Raw genomic sequence first — 19,177 nt, forward strand, 5'->3', positions numbered from 1 at the left:
CTGTTACCGATCGTCCTTTTGTGGGCCGTACCAGTCGTTGCCGTCGTCATCGCATTCCCGCTCGCGGGCGCGAACGAGGAGCGCAGCGTCGCGCCGCCACAGCCAACGGTGGTCGAGGTCGGCAGCCGTGTCGCCGACGCCCGTACCGCTGTCGAGGTCGTCGTCGTCTACGCCGAGGCAGCCACCGTCCAGTCCCCCGTGAGTGGCATCGTCTCCTCGCTCCCCGCCCCCGGGCCGGTCGAGCTCGGCGAGGAGCTCTACGCCGTCGACGGTGTTCCAGTGCTCGTCTACCGCGGACCGCCCCTGTGGCGCGACCTCGAGGTCGGGGACCGCGGCGAGGACGTCGACGCGCTCGGCCGCTACCTCGCCGCACTGGACCTCATGGACGAGGGGCAGGTCGACGACCGCTACGGAACGGCAACCCGCAAGGCAGTCCGGAGCCTGCAGGATCGCCTCGGCGTGCCGGAGGACGGACGGTTCCGCCTCTCGTACGTTGCACGGGTCGAGGACGGCATGCGGGAGGTGACCGAGTACCTCGTCGGTCTGGGTGGGCGGGTGGAGCTGGACATGCCGGTGGCACGTGGCGAGCAGCCCGCCGAGACGCTGACCATGGACTCGATCAGCGCCAACGGCAGTCTCCAGGCGTTGGCCCAGCAGCCCGTCGCCCTACACCTGGGTAGTTCCGCGGTACCGCTGTCGAGCACGGCGCCGAGCGATCATGAGCTGCCCACCCTCGCCGCCGCCCTCGAGGACGGGGCCGCCGCGGGATCGCTCGAGCGCGTTGCGGATGAGGGGGCCGGCGTCACTCGTTACCGCGGTGCGATCCTTGCCCTCCAGGAGCCGCTGCCACGCGGCATCGTGCCGTCAACGGCCGTACAGGTCGACGACGACGGCACGACGTGTGTGCTCCTCAGCGACGGCGCCAACGATGACGTCGAACCACGGCGCCTCGACGTCGTCCAGCCGAGCAACGAGGTCGCTACCGTGTTCGTCGACGCGGACCTCGTCGGGCAGGAGGTCTTGCGCGACGTCGCGCAGGCGCCGTCGGGCACTCGGTGCGGGTGATCGACCGTGCGAGTGAGAGTGGTCGACGCAGCCATCGCCTTCGGTGGCATCACCGTGTTCTCCGGGCTCTCGGCCACCTTCGAGCCTGCCCAGGTCACCGCACTCGTCGGTCCCTCGGGGAGCGGCAAGTCATCGCTGCTCGCCGCGATCGCGGGCCATCAACCGCTGGCCGCCGGCCGCGTCGAGCACCACCCAGCCGGAGCGACCACACCGCAGCCGCCCTCCGCGCAGTTCGTCGCCTGGGTGCCACAGGGCTCCAACGCCCTGGGCCGGCGCACGGTGCTCGACAACGTCCGGCTCGCCTCACTGGCTGCCGGACACTCGATGCCGGCGGCGACCGCCCGCGCACGCGCAGCCCTGGCGCAGGTGAGGCTCTCCGACCGTGTCGACCACCAGGCGCGGCGGCTGTCCGGCGGCGAGCTGCAGCGTCTCGCCCTGGCCCGGGCGCTCACCTCCGGCAAGGCGCTGATCCTCGCCGACGAGCCGTCGGCCAACCTCGACGGGGCCAACACCGAGCTCGTGGCGCAGATCCTCGCTGGGCTGGTCTCCGAGGCCACGATCATCGTCGCAACGCATGATCCCGTCCTGGTGGACGCCGCCGACGCCATCGTCCCGCTACGCGGCGAGGTAGCCCGCCATGCGTGACGGCTGGCGGCTGAGCGACCTCGCGCGCGAAGCCTTCCACAACGTACTCGGGCGCTCGGCGCGGCTGCTGCCCGTCGTCCTGCTCGCCGTCGTGCTCGGTTCCGGCTACGTCGCTTTCCTCGCTGTCGAGACCAGCTCGATGCGGGCCGAGCTCGATGACCTCGCCCAACAAGGGCGAGGCGTGGTGAGCTACCTGTCCGGCGGCGACGCCCCCGCGCTGATCACGCGTGCCTCCTGCGAACGCCTCGCCGATCAGCCCGGCGTGCTGGCAGCAGGGGCGATCATCCCCACCGCGAACCAGTCAGGGATCCCGATCGGCGCGGACGTCATCACCCAGCGTGCCTCGAGCACGCTCTTTCCCCAGCTCAGCGAGACCGACGTGCTGGTCGGTTCCGGACTGCTCGATCGACCGCCATCGGCACACTCTCGAGTGATCATCGGCGGCGAGGTGCTCGACGCGCTCCCGGCCGCGCCCCAGCGCGAGGGCATGAGCAGCGCGCACGCGCTGACCGTGCCACTGCGCCCCGACGACGCACAGGTCGAACGCTGCACCGTCGTGCTCGACCCGTTAGTCACCCTCGAGGACGTCGCCAGGACGCACGTCGGCACCCTGCACATCACCGGCGGCCAGGTCACCGGAGGCGAAATGCTCCGCGCGACGCATGACCCGGTGCAGACCTTCCTGGACCGACCCAGCAGATTTCTCCCCGTCCTGCTCGGCGTCCTCGGAGCGGTGGCCACGTCGATCACCTACCGACTACGGGCGAGTGAGCTGGCCGTCTACCGCCTGTCCGGCACGTCCTCACGCTCGCTGCTCGCACTCATCGCCCTTGAGAGCCTGCTGGTCACCGGCATCGCCGCGACCTCGGCGACCCTCGCGGGGATCGCCCTGCACGAACACGTCCTCGCGCCCGCTACCCCCGCCCTGTGGGGCGCCGTGCTGGCGGGGACGTGGGCCACCGTCACCCTGATCGCTACCGCTGACCTTGCTTTGCGCCGTCCGACGGAGCTCGCCAAGGATCGCTAGTCCGGGCACCTTCATGGTCGGTGCGTCAGTCAGCCGAGGGGGCGACGCGACGCTCGGCGTCGTGGTCGTCCTCGTCGGCCGAGGCGTCCCCGCGGCGTAGCCCCGTGGCCTGGCGGCGCAGCGCCCGGTAGCCGGCCGCGACACCGGCATGCACCTGCGGGTGGGCAGCGAGCAGCACGACGACGGCACCCAGTGCCAGCTGCCAGGCCACCGCACCAGCGACCGCCGGCGGGGACGCGCCGACCACCGCCATCCGGCCCGGGCCGATCGACCCGGCGGCGGCCTGCGTGAGCAGCGCGACGACGACGGCGGCCACCGCGGCGGCCACCACCCCGCTGAGCGCGGCGCGCCACCAGACCGCCTCGAACCGCTGCCGGTGCAACCAGCCGCCCAGGCCCGCGCCGACGGCGATCCCGACGAGGATCCACCAGCCGAGGTCCGGGGAGCCGGGCGCGGGCAGCGCACCGAGCATCGGCACCGCCGGCAGCGGGCCGGCGACGACCTCGGTCGGGCTGAACACCGTGCCGGCCCCCACGGCGAAGCCGGGGCCGACCAGCCAGGCGAGCACCCACACGATGGCGGTCGGCAGGTACGCCAGCTGCCCGAGCACGAGCGCGACCGTCCCGAGACGCCCGACCTCCAGTGCCTCGTGCAGTTCGAGGACCGTCACCACCCCCTGGACGAGGGCGGTGACCGTCAGCACGGTCGCGACGATCAGCAGCGCCACCACGGCGCCGATGCCCGCCCGCACCCCGGACGCGACGAGGTCCGGCAGCCGGCTGCGCAGCCGCACCCACCAGGACGGTGGCAGGGCGCGCGAGCGCCACAGCGCCAGCTGCAGCGCCACGGCCGCCATCACCACTGCGGTGGCGGCGATCCCGACCCGGCCGGCGGGGCCGGGGACGATCGCGGAGATGCCGAGGACGCACACGAGGTAGCCGCCCAGGGTGAATGCGGCGGTGGCGTGGCTGCGCAGCCGTGCGCGGCGGGCGGCGCCGTAGATCAGGCCCACGCTCACCAGCGACAGGCCCAGCGGGGCCAGCGACACCACCCCGCTGCCGACCATGACGACGGTGGCGCCGTGGCCGAGCAACCAGATGCCGGTGCCGACGACGGCGGCGTCGACCCAGCTCGCCTCCCCGAGCACCGGGGCGGCCGCGGTCGCGACGTAGGCGGCGACGGTGGGGACGACGACGAGCAGCCAGCCGATGAGGGCGGCCTCGACTCCCGCCAGGGTGGCCCGCAGCCAGGCCTCGGGCACGCGGGGTGCGCGCCGGGTGGGGCCGATCACCCGGGCGGTGGCTGACGTGGACATCGCTCCCATCGTCCGTGCCCGGCAGTGCGATCCCCCGCTACCCACCCGGCGTGTCGCCCGCCCCGCGCCGCCCCTTCCCCGCCGACAGCGGGATTGTCGCCGACAGCAGACTTGTCACCCACAGCAGACTTGTCACCGACAGCGGGATTGTCGACACCGTCGTCGGGAAATGACACGGCCGCCGTCCTTGCCCGGTGGGCGAGGACGGCGGCCGGTCGTGCGAGGGCGTCAGCCCTGGAGGATCTCCCGGGCCAGACGCGCGGTCTCGCTCGGAGTCTTGCCAACCTTGACGCCGGCCGCCTCGAGGGCGACATGCTTGGCCTCGGCGGTGCCCGAGGACCCGGAGACGATGGCGCCGGCGTGGCCCATGGTCTTGCCCTCGGGTGCGGTGAAGCCGGCGACGTATCCGACGACCGGCTTGGTCACGTTGGTCTTGATGAACTCCGCGGCCCGCTCCTCGGCGTCGCCACCGATCTCACCGATCATCACGATGATCTCGGTGTCGGGGTCGGCCTCGAAGGCTTCGAGCGCGTCGATGTGCGTGGTCCCGATGACCGGGTCCCCGCCGATACCGATGGCGGTGGTGAAGCCGATGTCACGCAGCTCGTACATCATCTGGTAGGTGAGCGTGCCCGACTTGGACACCAGCCCGATCTTGCCCGGCCCGGTGATGTCGGCCGGCGTGATGCCGACGTTCGACTTGCCGGGGCTGATGATGCCGGGGCAGTTCGGACCGATGAGGCGCACGCCCTTGCTCTGCGCGTAGGCGAAGAACTCGGCGGTGTCGGCGACCGGGACACCCTCGGTGATGATGACGACGAGCGGGATCCCGGCGTCGACGGCCTCGACGACCGCGGCCTTGGTGAAGGCCGGCGGCACGAAGATGACCGAGACGTCGGCGCCGGTGGCCTCCTTGGCCTCGGCGACGGTCCCGTAGACAGCGACGCTGACCGTGCCGGCCTCGCGCGACTCCGCGCCGGGCCCGATGGGCTCGACGTCGAAGTCGACGGTGGTGCCGGCCTTGCGGGGGTTGACGCCCCCGACGATCTGGGTACCCGAGCCGAGCATCCGGCGGGTGTGCTTCTGGCCCTCGGCCCCCGTCATGCCCTGGACGATGACGCGCGAGTCGGCATTGAGAAAGATCGACATTATGGTCCGGTCCCCTTACTTCGCGAGCTCGGCGGCCTTGGCCGCGGCGTCGTCCATCGTGTCCACCATGGTCACCAACGGGTGCGCGGCCTCGGTGAGGATGCGCCGCCCCTCGACGACGTTGTTGCCGTCCAGCCGCACGACGAGCGGCTTGGTGGCCGCGTCGCCGAGGATCCCCAGTGCCTGCACGATGCCGTTGGCGACCTCGTCGCAGGCGGTGATACCGCCGAAGACGTTGACGAACACGCTCTTGACCTGCGCGTCGCCGAGGATGACGTCGAGGCCGTTGGCCATCACCTCGGCGTTGGCGCCACCACCGATGTCGAGGAAGTTCGCCGGGCCGACGCCGTGCTTCTCGCCGGCGTAGGCGACGACGTCGAGCGTGCTCATCACGAGGCCCGCGCCGTTGCCGATGATGCCGACCTGGCCGTCGAGCTTGACGTAGTTGAGGTCGAGCGCCTTAGCCTTGGCCTCCAGCGGGTCCGCGGCGTCCTTGTCCTCGAGCGCGGCGTGGTCGGGCTGGCGGAACGAGGCGTTCTCGTCGAGCGAGACCTTGCCGTCGAGTGCGACGATCGCGCCGTCCTCGGTGCGCACGAGGGGGTTGACCTCGACGAGGGTGGCGTCCTCCTCGGCGTAGACCGTCCACAGCTTCTGGATGGTGCTCGCGACCTCGTCGGCGATGTCGGCGGCAAAGCCGGCCGCGGCGACGATCTCCTGCGCCTTGGCGGCGTCGATGCCCACGATCGGGTCGACGGCGATCCGGGCGAGAGCTTCCGGCCGCTCGACCGCGAGCTCTTCGATCTCCATGCCACCCTCGACGCTCGCCATCGCCAGGTAGCGGCGCTCGGCGCGGTCGAGGAGCACCGAGAAGTAGAACTCCTCAGCGATCTTCGCACCCTCGGCGATCATCACGCGGTGCACGGTGTGGCCCTTGATGTCCATGCCGAGGATCGCCGTGGCGTGGGCCTCGGCCTCCTCGGGGCTGTGGGCGAGCTTGACGCCGCCCGCCTTCCCCCGGCCCCCGGTCTTCACCTGGGCCTTGACGACGACCGTGCCGCCGCCGAGCTGCTCCGCGGCTACCCGTGCCTCGGCCGGCGTCGTCGCAACGATGCCGCCAAGGACAGGGACGCCGTGCTTCTCGAACACGTCACGTGCCTGATACTCGAAAAGGTCCACCCGGTGAGTCCTCTCGTTTACGTCCGGCGAATGCCTCGACTTCGAGACATCTTCGAACACCATACCGCCCGACCCGGCCGTTCGCGGACCGGGCGCCGAGCGTGGGGTTGGGCCCACAACCGGCACAACCGCGCGGCTCGGCGCCCGGCCCGCAGCCGGTCGACTACACGAAGGTGACCGATGCCTCGTCGAGGGCGGCAACCTCCTCGGGAGCCAGCGTCAGCGCGGCGGCGGCGAACAGCTGGTCGAGCTGCTCGGTGCTCGTCGCGGCGGCCAGCGGCGCGGTGATCTTGCCGTCGGCCGACGCCCAGGCGAGCGCCACCGAGGCGGCGTCAGTGCCGTGCTCCGCCGCGACCTTGTCCAGCGCGCTGACGACGCCGAGCCCCTCGGGGGTGAGGTAGCCCTCGACCGCGCCGGCGCGGGCACGGCCCTCGAGGTCGGCCTCGGTGCGGTACTTGCCGGTAAGGAAGCCGCCGGCGAGCACCTGGTACGGGAAGACCGACATCTCGTGGCGCTTGGCGCTCGCCAGCAGCTCCGTCTCGTAGCCGCGGGCGACGAGCGAGTAGCGGGGCTGGAGCGCCACGGGCAGAGCGAAGCCGTTCTCGCGAGAGACCCGGAACCACTCGTCGATGGCCTGCGGGCTGAAGTTCGACAGCGCGACGGCACGGACCTTGCCCGCCGTGACGAGCGCGTCGAAAGCTGCGGCGCTCTCGACGATCGGCGTCTCGTCGTCCTGGTAGTGCGCGTAGTAAAGGTCGATGTAGTCGGTCTGCAGGCGCCGCAGCGAGTCCTCGGCGCCGCGGGTGACGGTCGCGGGGGCGAGCCCGAGCATGTCCGGCTTGCCCGACACCTTGGTCGCGATGACGACGTCGTCCCGGTTCCGGCGGCTGGCGACCCACTGGCCGATGACGCTCTCCGACTCGCCGCCGGTGTTGCCCGGCACCCAGTAGGAGTACATGTCCGCGGTGTCGATGAAGTTCCCGCCCCGCTCGACGAAGCCGTCGAGCACGGTGTGGAACTCGCCGGGCGCGTCGGGGCGGTTGAAGGTGTTGGTCCCCAGGCCCAGCGGGTAGACGCTGAGCTCGGAGGTTCCGACGGGCACTGCGGAAACGGTCGTCTGGGGCACAGATGTTCCTTCCAGGGGTTGCGGGTGGGGACGCGCGTCCCCTGTGAGCGACAAGTCGGCGGGGCCAGGTGCTATTCCACCGTGCGGCTCGTCCGGATCAGCCGTCGGTGGCGTCGACCGGCTGCTCGGTGACGTCCTCCACCGGCAGCAGCTCCCCGCCGAGCCGCTCTGTCAGTTCCTCGAACGCCCCCGCGACGACGTCGGTGTACAGGTGCCCGCCGTCGATGTCGGGGTGGATGCCGTCGGACTGCAGCTGGCCCGGGTCGGCGTCGATCGCGCTGTACCAGTCGGCGATGATCGCGTTCGGGTAGTCCGCGACGATCTCCTCGAGCGCCGCGTTGGCCTCCGGGATCCAGTGGCTGCCGCCGTAGAGGTTGACGACGACCACCATCCGGCCGGGCCCGAGGGCGTCGAGGGTGGCGCGGACGACGTCCGGCTCGCCCACCCCCGCGTTGGTCCCGAAGTCGAGGACGACGGCGCGGCGCACGGTGTCGGCCGCCACCGCCTGCCGGACGGCAGCGAGCGCGTCGGGCCACTGCCGGTTGGACTGGGCGTCCAGCGCGATCTCCGGCCACCGGAAGGTGAGCCCGTGGGCGCTGGTGACCATGATCGAGTCTCCGAAGCCGGTGATCTCGCTGCCGGTCGGCTCGTCCCAGCTGACGTCGGCGGGCGTGGCGTCGGGCACGTCGGCCGCTGAGTCGGCGGCCGCGACGAGCTGCTCGTTCGCCTCGAGCTGCTGCTGGGTGCTGGAGGTCGACGGCGCGGTGCTGACCGCGACCGCGGTGGTCGCGACCAGCACGAGCACCGCGCCGGCCACGGCGAGCGGCAGCCACGGCCGCACGCTGCGCATCGAGGCGCCCCAGTGCCGCCACGCACCGACGAACCCACGTTCGCGCACCGGCTGCTCGAGCCAGCGGTAGGACACCGCCGCCACCACCAGGGTGAGAACGAGCGCGGCGCCGCGGGTCACCCAGCGCAGTGCCGAGTCGTAGGTGGTCGCCGGCAGCGCCTCGGTGACGATGAGGATGACCGGCCAGTGCCACAGGTAGATGCCGTAGGACCGCTGCCCAAGCCACTCGAGCGGCCGCAGCTGCATCGCGCGCACCAGCACCGAGCCCGGCCCCAGCAGCGAGGCGAGCACCACTGCGGTGAGCACGCTCGCCGCCAGGATCCCGCCGCGGAACGTCACCGCCGACTCCGCGGTCAGCACCGTCATCAGCCAGCCTAGCCCGGCCAGCGCCACCACCCCTGCGGGCAGCCGCCACCGCAGCCAGCCGGGGGCGTGCAGCCAGCTGCGCGGCGCCGCCCAGGTGAACGCCAGCGCCACCCCGACGAGCAGCCCGAACAGGTGGGTGTCGGTGCCGTAGTACACCCGCGTGGCGTCCTCGCCGGGGCTGAACAGCACCGCCATGAGGATCGCCGAGGCTGCCGCGACGATGACCGCGAACCGGATCCGCTGACGCGCCGTCGTCGTCATCGCCAGCACGACGACGAGCACGATCGGCCAGAGCAGGTAGAACTGCTCCTCGATGGCCAGCGACCAGAAGTTGACGAACAGCAGCGGCGAGGTGCGGGCGAAGTAGCTGGAGTCGGCGCCGATCTCCAGCCAGTTGTTGGAGAAGGTCAGCGCCCCGAGCGCCTGGCGCCCGATGTCGACGAGGAGGTCGCCGCCGACCAGCCAGGCGACGCTGATGCTGAGCACGACGACGCTGACCAGCGCGGGCAGCAGCCGGCGGGCACGGCGCAGCCAGAACCGCGGCAGGTCGATCCGGCCCTTGCGGCCGATCTCCCGCAGCAGCAGCGTGGTGATGAGGAAGCCGGAGAGCACGAAGAAGACGTCGACGCCGAGGAACCCGCCGGGCAGCGCCGTCGGGCGCAGGTGGTAGACGAGGACGGCGACGATGGCGATCGCCCGCAGCCCGTCCAGGCCGTGGATGTGCCCTGACCGGGGGTCGCTGCCGGCTGCTGCGCCGGTCCGGCCCGTCGGCCGGCTGCCGGTGCGAGCGGGCCGCGGCGGGGCGACGGTGGCCATGCGCCCTCCTCGACAGTCGCGTTGCCGCGAAATCTAGGACGGCAGCACCGGCGGTGGTGGGAGGCGCGCCGCGTCGTCGGCCGTGGTGGCCGGCCAGACGCGGGGACGGCGTCAGCCCATGTGGTCCGGCGCCCGGTCCTTCTTGCCGTCGTCCCGGGCCGACTGCACCCCGGCTTTCACCAGGGCGAACGGCAGCAGGAGGGTCGCGACCGCGGTCACCAGCCACACGATGAGCGCCGCGAGCACCCACGTCCCCGGGCCGCCAGTGATGGTGAGCGCACTGCCCAGCAGGCTCGCGACGAGCAGCGCCACGAAGGTCGACACGATGCCGATCCCGCCGAGGAATGCCCGGGCGTTGGCGAAGGTGAGCTTGTACAGGAACGGCGAGAGCACGCTCTGCGCCACCGCGTAGATCACCGCGGTGACGATGAAGCCGGACGCCGTGACGTTCACGCCGTCGAGGATGAGGGAGGCGGCGAGCAGGCCGAGCGCCGCCGACCCGAAGAACACCAACGCGCGCACAAGTATCCGGACCATGTCGAGACCTTCACCTTCGCAGGGGACGCTTGGCGAGATCCTACGTCCTCAGAGCTTGGTCACCGGGGAGTACCGCAGCAGCAGCCGCTTGAGCTGTCCGCCGCCGAAGTCGATCTTGGCGACCGCGCTCGCGCCGGCACCCTCCATCGCGACGACGGTGCCGACGCCGTAGGAGTCGTGCGTGACCTTGTCGCCCACGTCGAGCCCGGCGGTGTCGCCGGCCGGGCGCGCCTTGCCCTTGCCAAAGCTCGGCGCCGTCTCGGCCGGCTCCGCGCGACGCGTCGTTCGCACCACCGGCCCGTTGCGGGAGCCGGAGCGGTCCTCGCCGCCGCTGCGCGCGCCGCCGCCGCCCCAGCCGCCGAAGCCGCCGGTCCGCAGCGAGTCCATCGACGCCTCGGCGCGACGCCAGTCGAGCAGCTCCTCGGGGATGTCACCGAGGAAACGGCTGGGCGGCAGCTGCTGGGGCATCCCCCACGCCGTGCGCACCGCGGCGCGCGAGAGGTAGAGCCGCTCGCGGGCGCGGGTGAGCGCGACGTACGCCAGCCGGCGCTCCTCCGCCAGCTCGGCCTCCGCCGACAGCGACCGCTGGTGCGGGAAGGTGCCGTCCTCCAGGCCGGTGACGAACACGACCGGGAACTCCAGGCCCTTGGCGGTGTGCACGGTCATGAGGGTGACCTGGCCCTGGTCGGCGGCGTCGTCGTCGGGGATCTGGTCGGAGTCCGCGACGAGCGCGACCCGCTCGAGGAAGTCACCGAGGTCGCCGTCCGGGTCGAGCTCGCTGAACTCGGCCGCGACGGCGTGCAGCTCGGCGAGGTTCTCCACCCGGGAGGCGTCCTGCGGGTCCTCACTCGCGCGCAGCTCGGCGAGGTAGCCGGAACGGTCGAGCGCGGCGTCGAGCACCTCGGCCGGGGACGCACCGGACGCGAGCATGTCCCGCAGCCCGGTCATCAGCTCGTGGAAGACGCGCACCTGGCCCCGGCCGCGGGAGGCGAGGCCGAGCACCTCAGGTGCCTCACCGTCGGCCGCCGAGGCGTGCTCGATGGCGCCCCCGAAGGAGATCCGCTCCCGCTCGGCGTGCGCGGCGAGCATCGCCTCGGCCCGCTCCCCCAGCCCACGCTTGGGCACGTTGAGGATCCGGCGGAGGTTGACGGCGTCGTCGGGGTTGGCCACCGCCCGCATGTAGGCCAGCGCGTCCTTGATCTCGCGGCGCTCGTAGAAGCGCGTGCCGCCGACCACCTTGTAGGGGATGCCGACCCGGACGAGCACCTCCTCCAGGGCGCGGGACTGGGCGTTAGCGCGGTAGAAGACGGCGACGTCGCCCGGCCGGACGCCGTCGGTGTCGCCGAGCCGGTCGACCTCCTCGGCGATGAACCGCGCCTCCTGGTGCTCGGAGTCCGCGACGTACCCCACGACCTGCGGCCCGTCGCCGCTGTCGGTCCACAGGTTCTTCGCCCGCCGGTCCGGGTTGCGGGAGATGACCGCGTTGGCCGCGGTGAGGATGGTCTGGGTGGAGCGGTAGTTCTGCTCGAGCAGGATGGTGGTCGCCCGCGGGTAGTCCGCCTCGAACTCGAGGATGTTGCGGATGGTGGCGCCGCGGAAGGCGTAGATCGACTGGTCGGCGTCACCGACGACGGTCAGCTCGGCCGGCTCGATCGCCGAGGCCGTGCCCGGCGCGGCGTCGGCGGGGTCCACCGGCACGCCGGCGAGCTCACGGATGAGCACGTACTGGGCGTGGTTGGTGTCCTGGTACTCGTCGACGAGCACGTGACGGAACCGGCGCCGGTAGTGCTCGGCGACGTGCGGGAACGCCTGCAGCAGGTTGACCGTCTGCATGATGATGTCGTCGAAGTCGAGCGCGTGAGCCTGCCGCAGCCGGGCGTCGTACTCCCGGTAGGCCTGCGCCAGCGCGGAGTCGAACGGGTTCGCGTCATTGACCGTGGCGGCGTAGGCATCGGGATCGACCAGCTCGTTCTTCAGGTCCGACACCTTGCGCGAGAACGCCTTGGGCGGGAACCGCTTGGGGTCCAGGTCGAGCTGGCGCATGACGAGGGTCATCAGCCGCTGGGAGTCGGCGGCGTCGTAGATCGAGAAGCTCGACCGCAGCCCAAGGGCGGCGTGCTCGCGCCGCAGGATGCGCACGCACGCCGAGTGGAAGGTGGAGACCCACATCCGGCTCGCGCCGGGGCCGACGAGGTCCACGACCCGCTCCCGCATCTCGGCGGCGGCCTTGTTGGTGAAGGTGATCGCGAGGATCTCCCCGGTACGTGCGCGGCCGGTGGCCAGCAGGTAGGCGATCCGGTTGGTCAGCACCCGGGTCTTGCCCGACCCGGCGCCGGCGACGATGAGCAACGGGCCGCCCTCGTGCGCCACCGCGGCGCGCTGCTGGGGGTTGAGGCCCTCGAGCAGGTCCTCGGGTCGTGGCCCGGGTGCCTGGGCGCGCTGCTCCTGCGGCGGCTCCTGCAACGCCCAGGAGGAGTCGTCGTCACGGGGCGGCACCGCCGCGGGCAGCGGCGCCAGCCGGTCGAGCCCGGGCAGCGGGAGATTGTCGAACAGTGAGGTCATATCACCGTCCAGCCTAAGCGCTGCCTCCGACACCGGGGCACCGGGTCCACAGCCACCGGCCGCCGTGGGCGCGGCGCCGGCCAACTAGGCTGGTGACCATGACAATCCTCTACAACGTCCTGCTCGTGCTGCACCTCGTGGGATGGGCGATCGTGCTCGGTGGCACCGTCACCAACATCCGCAAGCCGCGCATCGCCCCCGGTGTCCTCCACGGCGCGCTCACCGCACTCGTCACCGGCATCCTCATGGTCGGGGTCGCCGAGGCGGCGCTGGACACCGACATCAACCACATGAAGATCGGCATCAAGCTCGTCATCGCCGCCATCGTCACGGTGCTGGTCATCCTGGCCGGCCGCCGCAAGGACGGCCCCACGAGCGGTGCGGTCGGCGCCATCGCCGGCCTCACCGTGGTGAACATCGCCATCGCGGTGCTCTGGTCCTGAGGGGCCACCACGACGATGGGCGCCCTGGGCGAGGTACTGGTTGTCGCCGTCGTCATCATCGGGATCATCGGGACGGTGGTCCAGGTGGTGCCCGGCGGCGGGCTGCTCGTGCTCGCCGCCGTCCTGGTCTGGTCCTTCGTCACCGGTGGTGACGTCGGACTGACGGTCGGCATCGTCGCCGCGGTCGCGGTCATCGGCGCGGAGGTCGGCAAGTACCTCCTCGCCGGGCGCTACCTCGGCCGCGGCGGCGTCCCGGCCCGCACCCTGGTCATCGGCGCGGTGGTCGGGGTCGTCGGCTTCTTCGTCATCCCGGTCATCGGCCTGCCGATCGGCTTCGTCGCCGGTGTCTACGCCGCGGAGAGCGTCCGGCTGCGCGACCAGCGCAAGGCCCGGGCCGCGACCTGGCTCGCCATGAAGGCCACCGGGCTGGCGATCCTCGTCGAGCTCAGCGGCGCCCTCATCGCCACGGGCGCTCTCCTCATCGGCATGTGGCAGACCTGACCGGCGTCCACTGATTTCCGGCTAGCCTGACCCCGTAACCACGGGGGAAGACGGGCCGCCGCCCGGGACGCTGCACCGCGCCGTCGTCGTCGGTGGCCCACTGGAGGCGCGACACGTCCTGGCCGGCCACCCCATCGATGACGCCGACATCCTCGACGAGCTCGCTCGGCTGGCGGCGACCGACGGCGAGGGGTCCGCGCTCGCCGTCGAGCTGCTCGTCGAGCGGCTCGACGCCTCCGGGGTGGTGCGCCGCTTCGCGCGGGCCGCGCTCCTCGACGAGGCGGCCGTGGACGACGTCGCGCAGGACGCGCTCATCTCCGTCGCCGCATCCATCGGCTCGTTCCGCGGCTCCTCGAAGATCACGACCTGGGTCCACCGCATCGTGCGCCACCGCGTGGTCGACCACCTGCGCCGGCAGCGCGCCACGTCCCCGCTGCCGCCGGACGACCTCGGCCCGGCCGAACGGATGAGCTCGATGATCGCCACCCGCGCCACGGTGCGCGCCGCCCTGGCGTCGCTGCCGGAGCTCTACCGCGACCCGGTGACGATGCGCGACCTCGGCGGCCTGACCTACGACGAGATCGCCCAGCGGCTCGACCGCAGCATCGGCACCGTGAAGTCGCAGGTCTCCCGCGGCCGTGCCCTCGTCGCCGCGACGCTGCGCGGCTCCGGGTCCGGGCTCGGCCTCGACAGCACTCTCGAGCGCGCCGATGACTGAGCGGATGGGGCGGTACCGGCTCGACGGCGTCATCGGGGTCGGCTCCTTCGCCACCGTCCACCGCGCGGTCGACGAGCGGCTCGACGACGTCGTCGTCGTCAAGGTGCTCGCCGAGAACCACAGTCTCAACCCCGAGGTGCGCGAGCGATTCATCGCCGAGGGCCGCAGCATCCGGCGGGTGACCAGCCCGCACGTCGTCACGGTGCACGACATCGGCGAGTCGGACCGGCAGCAGCCGTACCTCGTCCTCGAGCACGCCGACCGCGGGACGCTGGCCGGCAGGGTCGCCGCGCTGCGCGCCCGGGGGTGGACCCCGAGCCGTGCCGACGTGCTCGTCACCGCGCGATCGCTGGCCGCCGCTCTCGAGGCGGTGCACCGCGCCGGGCTCGTCCACCGGGACCTCAGCCCCGGCAACGTGCTGCTCACTTCGGTACCGGCGACGCCGGCTGACACCGTCCTCGACGCCGGGCCCCGGGCCGACGTCGTCGCACCCGGCGAGCGGCTGGTCGTCGCGGACCTCGGCATGTGCAAGGACCTCGCACTGAACTCCGGCCTGACCGTCGCCGGCGGCACCTCGGGCTTCCGCCCGCCCGAGCAGGACGGCCCCGGCGTGGTCGACACCCGCGCCGACCTGTGGGCGATGTCCACCCTGCTGCGGTGGATGTGCGGCGAGCCGTCGCGGACCGGGCTGCCGGGGGAGCTCTTCACCGCCCTCGACCGCAGCACCGCGCAACAGCCGGCCGACCGGCACCCCGACGTCGCGGCCTGGCTCGCCGACGTCGAGGGCGCGCTTGCCTCGCCCGAGCCGGTCCCGGCGGGCGTTGCCGAGCCGGACCCGACGGTCGACCACTCGCCGTCGACGTCGCCCCCTGCTGACGCTGCGGCCGCCGACCGCAGCGCCGCCCGGCCACGACGACGGCGGACCGTGGTCGGCGCGCTGGCCACCCTGCTGCTCGGCGTCATCGTCGGCGTCGTCGTCGGTCTCCAGCTCGCCGCCGGCCCGCCGGCCTCCGCCGGAGCAGCCGCGGTGGCGGTCGACGGACCCGCCGAGGTCACGGTCGCCACCCCGGCTACCTTCACCGCGGTCACCAGCGGGGTCGAGAGCTGGGTGTGGACGCTGCCGACCGGCGAGCACGTCCTCGACGAGCCCACGGTCACGGTGACCGCGCGCTCCCCCGGCGACGCCGTCGTCGTCCTGCGGGCCCGCGCCCCGGACGGCACCGAGCTCGAGACCGCCCACCACCTCACCGTCCAGGAGTGACGCAGGTCACACCGCCTGGGTGCAACTCCGTGCCCGCCACGGCCGACTCATGTACGACCCGATACCCCACGCTGGAGAGCGAGAACCATGAAGACCCCCACCCGCCGCTCGATCACCGCGATCGTGCTGTCGGCCCTGGCCGTCGGCTCCCTAACCGCCTGCGGCGACGACGCGACCGCTGAGTTCGAGCCGGCCGCATCGTCGTCGCCGTCCTCGTCGCCGGTGACGGCGCCGTCTGCCCCGGAACCGGCAGGCCCCGAGGAGAAGCCGACCGAGGACGCAGGTGACGACGACAGCGAGCAGCCAGCGGCCCAGGGGCCGGTCGGCCCCGCGGACGCCATCGACACCATCACGTACGCCCTCCCGGGCGCCGACGAGCGGGCGGAGGCGACCGCGACCGTCGGCCTGCACTCGCTGCGGGTGGACGGCGAGACGATGCTGCTCGAGCTGTCCTTCACCCCGGAGTTCAACGGTGACGACACGTACGGGATCTACGAGATGAACGGGGGAAGCAAGCTCATGCCGGTGCTCAATGACCGCCAGAACCTCAAGCAGTACACCGTGCTGAGCGTCAACGGGAGCACCGAGTGGGCCACCGGCACCGTCAACGCCGACCCGAAGGTCAGCAGCGGCCAGACCCTGCACTACTGGGGATACTTCGCCGCTCCGGAGGACGACATCGACACCATCAGCGTCGGCGTCGGGACGGTCGAGTTCGACGACGTCACCATCGAGCGGTGAGCCCGATGACCAGCCCTGCGCACCGTCACCCATGCGCCCGCCGCGACCGGCGCACGCGCGCCGCCGGGGCGATCGCCACCGGCGCGCTCGCCGTCGCGGCGGTCATCGGCGCCGCCCCGGCGACGGCCGCTGCCGTCGGCGACCAGGGACCGCCGCCGGAGATCCAGGGCGGGGTGACCGAGCAGATGCTCCACGACTCGGTCCGTGCCTTCGCCGTCGACGGCCACATCCTGCGCTTCGCCCCAGACGACCACGTCGTCTCGCTCGGGGACGACACGTCCAGCGAGGACGGCGAGACCACCATCTCGCTGTCCACCGACCTGCTGTTCCGGGAGAACACCTGGGAGCTGCCGTCGAACGCCGCCGGCCGGATCGCGAGCCTGGTGGCGGACGTGCCCGACGGCGCGAGCGTCCAGGTGGTCGGCCACACCGACACCCAGCAGCCGGTCGGCCACGACTTCGACAACCAGGAGCTCTCGGAGAACCGTGCCGAGGCGGTGGCGCAGGCTCTGCGCGCCGAGCGTCCCGACCTCGGGCTGGACGTCTCGGGGCGCGGTGACACCGCGCCCGCCGAGACCGGCGAGCCTGACGAGCCGGCGGTCCACGCCGCCAACCGCCGCGTGGAGATCGTCTACGCCGGCTGACTCCAGCCCCCTCCTTCCCCAACCCCCCCCAACCGCGAGAGCGGGATTGTCCACACGAATCCGTGTGGACAATCCCGCTCTCGCGGACAATCCCGCTCTCGCGGACAAGTCTGCTCTCGGGGACAAGTCTGCTCTCGAGGACAAGTCGGCTGTCGGGGACAAGTCTGCTGTCGCGGACAATCCCGCTCTCGCGGAGAAGGGGGCTGGCTGGGTCAGATGAGGCGGCGGACGGCGGCCCATCGGGTGAGCTCGTAGCGGGAGCTCAGCTGGAGCTTGCGGAGCACCGCGGACACGTGGGTCTCCACCGTCTTGATCGAGATGAACAGCTCGGCGGCGACCTCCTTGTAGGAGTAGCCGCGCGCGATGAGCCGCATGACCTCTTGCTCCCGGGCCGAGAGCCGGTCGAGCTCGTCGTCGCCGGTGGCGACGTCACCCGCCGCAGTGCCGAAGGAGTCGAGCACGAAACCGGCGAGCCGCGGGGAGAACACCGCATCACCGTCGGCCACCCGGCGGACCGCGTCGGCCAGGTCCCGCGGGCTGATCGCCTTGGTGACGTAGCCGCGGGCGCCGGCCCGGATCACCCCGACGACGTCCTCGCTCGCGTCGGACACCGACAGCGCGAGGAACCGCGTCTCCACCCCCTGGCAGCCGGCGATGACGTCGATCCCGCCGCCGCCGCGCCCACCGGGCAGGTGGACGTCGAGGAGCACGACGTCGGGCACGTGCTGCCGCACCGCGGCGATCCCGCTCTCGACGTCGACCGCCTCGGCGACGACGACGACGTCCGGCGCCACCGCGGCGAGCTCGGTGCGGACGCCGGTGCGGACCATCGAGTGGTCGTCGACGAGCACCACGCGGTATGTCCGGTCGGGCTGAGCTGCTGCGGTCATGGTCGCTCCTCGGTGGTGGTGGTCGGCATCGCGAGGACGACCTCGGTGCCCTCGATGCCGGCGGCCGGGCCGGACCGGATGGTGGCCCGCCCGCCGTGACGGCGGAGCCGGCCGATGATCGACTCGCGGACCCCGTGGCGGTGCTCGGGGACCTCCTCCGGGTCGAAGCCGGCACCGCGGTCACGGACGAACACGGTGACCTCACCGCCACCGACCTCCACGTAGAGGGACACCGGTGGCCGGCCGTGGACGACGGCGTTGCGCAGCGCCTCCCGGGTCGCTGAGCTCAGCGCCTCGGTCGACGCGTCGGGCGGGTGGTCGCCGGCGGTGACGACGTCGACCGCGATGCCGTGCTGGTCCTCGACCTCGGCGGCCACCTGCCGGATCGCCGCCGCCGTCGAGGTCCCGGCGGCGGGCCGGTCCTCGTACAGCCACTCGCGCAGCTCGCGCTCCTGGGCGCGGGCGAGCCTGGCGACCGCCTCGGCGTCGTCGGCGCGGCTGCGGATGAGGGAAAGGGTCTGCAGCACGGAGTCGTGCAGGTGCGCGGCGATGTCGGCGCGTTCGGCCTCCCGGGCGCGCGCGGCGCGCTCCTGGCCGAGGTCCCGCACTAGCCGCAGCCACAGCGGGGCGAGCACGACCGCGGCGCCGATGAGGATCGCGGCAGCGGCGACGAGGCTGGAGACCAGCTGGCCGGCGCCGTCGCCGCGGCCGAGCAGCAGCACCATCCCGAGCGTGGCGAGCAGCAGACCGCCGGCCACCCGGGACAGCGCCACCCACCGCATGGTCGATGACCGCCCGCCCAGGTTGGCGTCGAGCTGGCTCCACACCAGCGCGGCGCCGGCGAGGACCACGAGCACCGGCATGAGCCACGGGCTGGGCACCGTCACCCCTGCCCGCCACAGCACGAGGGTGATCGCCGCCATCAGCAGCAGGAGGGCGACGACGAGGTCGGTCAGCGAGACCTCGCTGGTCACCTTGCGCAGCCGCGGGGCGAGCCGGGCAGCGGCGACCGGCCGGTCGTCCGCCGCCGCCAGGGCGGGGTCACCGGCGGGCACGAGGAGCCAGAGCCACAGGTAGAGCAGCACGCCCGCACCCAGGGCCGGGACGGTGAGCACGAAGCCCCACCGCAGCCAGGTGAGCGGCAGGTCGAGGTGCGCGGCGAGCCCGGTGCACACGCCGCCCACCCGCCGTCCGGCGCTGGGCCGTCGCAGCGGCAACCGTGCCGGCGGCGCCGGCACGGTTGCTCCTGGTTCGGTGGCCGCGCTCACTGCTAGATCGTCACACGGCGCGGGCGCCATGAGTAGCCCGACGGCCACCTTCCGGGGCTACCCCCGAGCGCCCCAGG

20 protein-coding genes are annotated in these 19,177 nt (G+C 72.6%); 11 read left to right on the plus strand and 9 right to left on the minus strand.

Going from position 1 to position 19,177, the window contains the following annotated elements; all coding sequences use genetic code 11:
• Positions 1–18: 18 nt before the first annotated feature.
• From V2J52_RS10760 to V2J52_RS10770, 3 genes are read left to right on the plus strand one after another with little or no spacing between them, the layout of a single operon-like run.
• Complete coding sequence (locus tag V2J52_RS10760) at positions 19–1,065, plus strand: peptidoglycan-binding domain-containing protein (RefSeq protein WP_331227682.1); 1,047 nt, start codon at positions 19–21, stop codon at positions 1,063–1,065.
• An 18-nt stretch (positions 1,066–1,083) separates the two neighbouring features.
• A complete protein-coding gene (locus V2J52_RS10765; protein ID WP_331227683.1) occupies positions 1,084–1,710 on the plus strand; it encodes an ATP-binding cassette domain-containing protein in 627 nt (208 codons plus the stop codon).
• Entirely contained in the window at positions 1,703–2,737 is a 1,035-nt protein-coding gene (locus V2J52_RS10770) for a hypothetical protein (protein ID WP_331227684.1), read from the plus strand. The genes V2J52_RS10765 and V2J52_RS10770 overlap by 8 nt, the downstream gene beginning before the upstream one ends.
• Before the next feature lie 25 nt (positions 2,738–2,762).
• Here the strand turns inward: V2J52_RS10770 and V2J52_RS10775 are convergent, their stop codons facing one another.
• A complete protein-coding gene (locus V2J52_RS10775; RefSeq protein ID WP_331227685.1) occupies positions 2,763–4,052 on the minus strand; it encodes a cell division protein PerM in 1,290 nt (429 codons plus the stop codon).
• A 50-nt stretch (positions 4,053–4,102) separates the two neighbouring features.
• Here V2J52_RS10775 and V2J52_RS10780 point away from each other — a divergent pair, with 50 nt between their 5' ends.
• A complete protein-coding gene (locus V2J52_RS10780) occupies positions 4,103–4,225 on the plus strand; it encodes a hypothetical protein (RefSeq protein ID WP_331227686.1) in 123 nt (40 codons plus the stop codon).
• Positions 4,226–4,280: 55 nt separating this feature from the next.
• Here the strand turns inward: V2J52_RS10780 and sucD are convergent, their stop codons facing one another.
• The 6 genes from sucD to pcrA all read right to left on the minus strand — a co-directional run bounded on the left by sucD (position 4,281) and on the right by pcrA (position 12,634).
• Positions 4,281–5,201 (minus strand): succinate--CoA ligase subunit alpha, encoded by a 921-nt coding sequence (sucD, locus tag V2J52_RS10785; protein WP_331227687.1) that lies wholly within the window; start codon positions 5,199–5,201, stop codon positions 4,281–4,283.
• Between the two features lie 15 nt (positions 5,202–5,216).
• The gene (gene sucC / locus V2J52_RS10790) at positions 5,217–6,377 is read right to left on the minus strand and encodes an ADP-forming succinate--CoA ligase subunit beta (protein ID WP_331227688.1); all 1,161 of its coding nucleotides are present in this window, start codon (positions 6,375–6,377) and stop codon (positions 5,217–5,219) included.
• 163 nt (positions 6,378–6,540) lie between these two features.
• The gene (locus V2J52_RS10795) at positions 6,541–7,479 is read right to left on the minus strand and encodes an aldo/keto reductase (RefSeq protein WP_331227689.1); all 939 of its coding nucleotides are present in this window, start codon (positions 7,477–7,479) and stop codon (positions 6,541–6,543) included.
• 121 nt (positions 7,480–7,600) lie between these two features.
• On the minus strand, positions 7,601–9,535 hold the full coding sequence (locus V2J52_RS10800) for an acyltransferase family protein (protein WP_331227690.1): 1,935 nt from the start codon (positions 9,533–9,535) through the stop codon (positions 7,601–7,603).
• 111 nt (positions 9,536–9,646) lie between these two features.
• Complete coding sequence (locus V2J52_RS10805; protein ID WP_331227691.1) at positions 9,647–10,072, minus strand: hypothetical protein; 426 nt, start codon at positions 10,070–10,072, stop codon at positions 9,647–9,649.
• Positions 10,073–10,120: 48 nt separating this feature from the next.
• A complete protein-coding gene (gene pcrA, locus V2J52_RS10810; RefSeq protein ID WP_331227692.1) occupies positions 10,121–12,634 on the minus strand; it encodes a DNA helicase PcrA in 2,514 nt (837 codons plus the stop codon).
• A 98-nt stretch (positions 12,635–12,732) separates the two neighbouring features.
• Between pcrA and V2J52_RS10815 the strand changes: the two genes are divergently transcribed.
• The 7 genes from V2J52_RS10815 (at position 12,733) to V2J52_RS10845 (ending at position 17,162) form a co-directional block, all read left to right on the plus strand.
• A complete protein-coding gene (locus V2J52_RS10815) occupies positions 12,733–13,077 on the plus strand; it encodes a hypothetical protein (RefSeq protein ID WP_331227693.1) in 345 nt (114 codons plus the stop codon).
• A gap of 15 nt (positions 13,078–13,092) precedes the next feature.
• Entirely contained in the window at positions 13,093–13,578 is a 486-nt protein-coding gene (locus tag V2J52_RS10820) for a DUF456 domain-containing protein (protein ID WP_331227694.1), read from the plus strand.
• Positions 13,579–13,819: 241 nt separating this feature from the next.
• On the plus strand, positions 13,820–14,296 hold the full coding sequence (locus V2J52_RS10825; protein ID WP_331227695.1) for an RNA polymerase sigma factor: 477 nt from the start codon (positions 13,820–13,822) through the stop codon (positions 14,294–14,296).
• Entirely contained in the window at positions 14,289–15,557 is a 1,269-nt protein-coding gene (locus V2J52_RS10830) for a serine/threonine-protein kinase (RefSeq protein WP_331227696.1), read from the plus strand. Before V2J52_RS10825 ends, V2J52_RS10830 begins: the two co-directional genes overlap by 8 nt.
• An 87-nt stretch (positions 15,558–15,644) precedes the next feature.
• Positions 15,645–16,298 (plus strand): hypothetical protein, encoded by a 654-nt coding sequence (locus V2J52_RS10835; protein WP_331227697.1) that lies wholly within the window; start codon positions 15,645–15,647, stop codon positions 16,296–16,298.
• A gap of 5 nt (positions 16,299–16,303) precedes the next feature.
• Positions 16,304–16,942 carry an OmpA family protein gene (locus V2J52_RS10840; RefSeq protein ID WP_331227698.1) on the plus strand — a complete coding sequence of 213 codons (639 nt, stop codon included), beginning with the start codon at positions 16,304–16,306 and terminating at the stop codon, positions 16,940–16,942.
• Between the two features lie 64 nt (positions 16,943–17,006).
• Positions 17,007–17,162 (plus strand): hypothetical protein, encoded by a 156-nt coding sequence (locus tag V2J52_RS10845; RefSeq protein WP_331227699.1) that lies wholly within the window; start codon positions 17,007–17,009, stop codon positions 17,160–17,162.
• On the opposite strand, the gene V2J52_RS10850 is transcribed toward V2J52_RS10845, so the two are convergent.
• Both V2J52_RS10850 and V2J52_RS10855 read right to left on the minus strand, forming a co-directional pair.
• Positions 17,155–17,832, minus strand: coding sequence for a response regulator transcription factor (locus V2J52_RS10850; protein WP_331227700.1), 678 nt, complete (start codon positions 17,830–17,832; stop codon positions 17,155–17,157). The genes V2J52_RS10845 and V2J52_RS10850 overlap by 8 nt on opposite strands.
• Positions 17,829–19,100 carry an ATP-binding protein gene (locus tag V2J52_RS10855; protein WP_331227701.1) on the minus strand — a complete coding sequence of 424 codons (1,272 nt, stop codon included), beginning with the start codon at positions 19,098–19,100 and terminating at the stop codon, positions 17,829–17,831. Before V2J52_RS10855 ends, V2J52_RS10850 begins: the two co-directional genes overlap by 4 nt.
• Positions 19,101–19,177: the final 77 nt, after the last annotated feature.

Source organism: Georgenia sunbinii (genome assembly GCF_036421875.1).
Taxonomy (GTDB): domain Bacteria; phylum Actinomycetota; class Actinomycetes; order Actinomycetales; family Actinomycetaceae; genus Georgenia_B; species Georgenia_B sunbinii.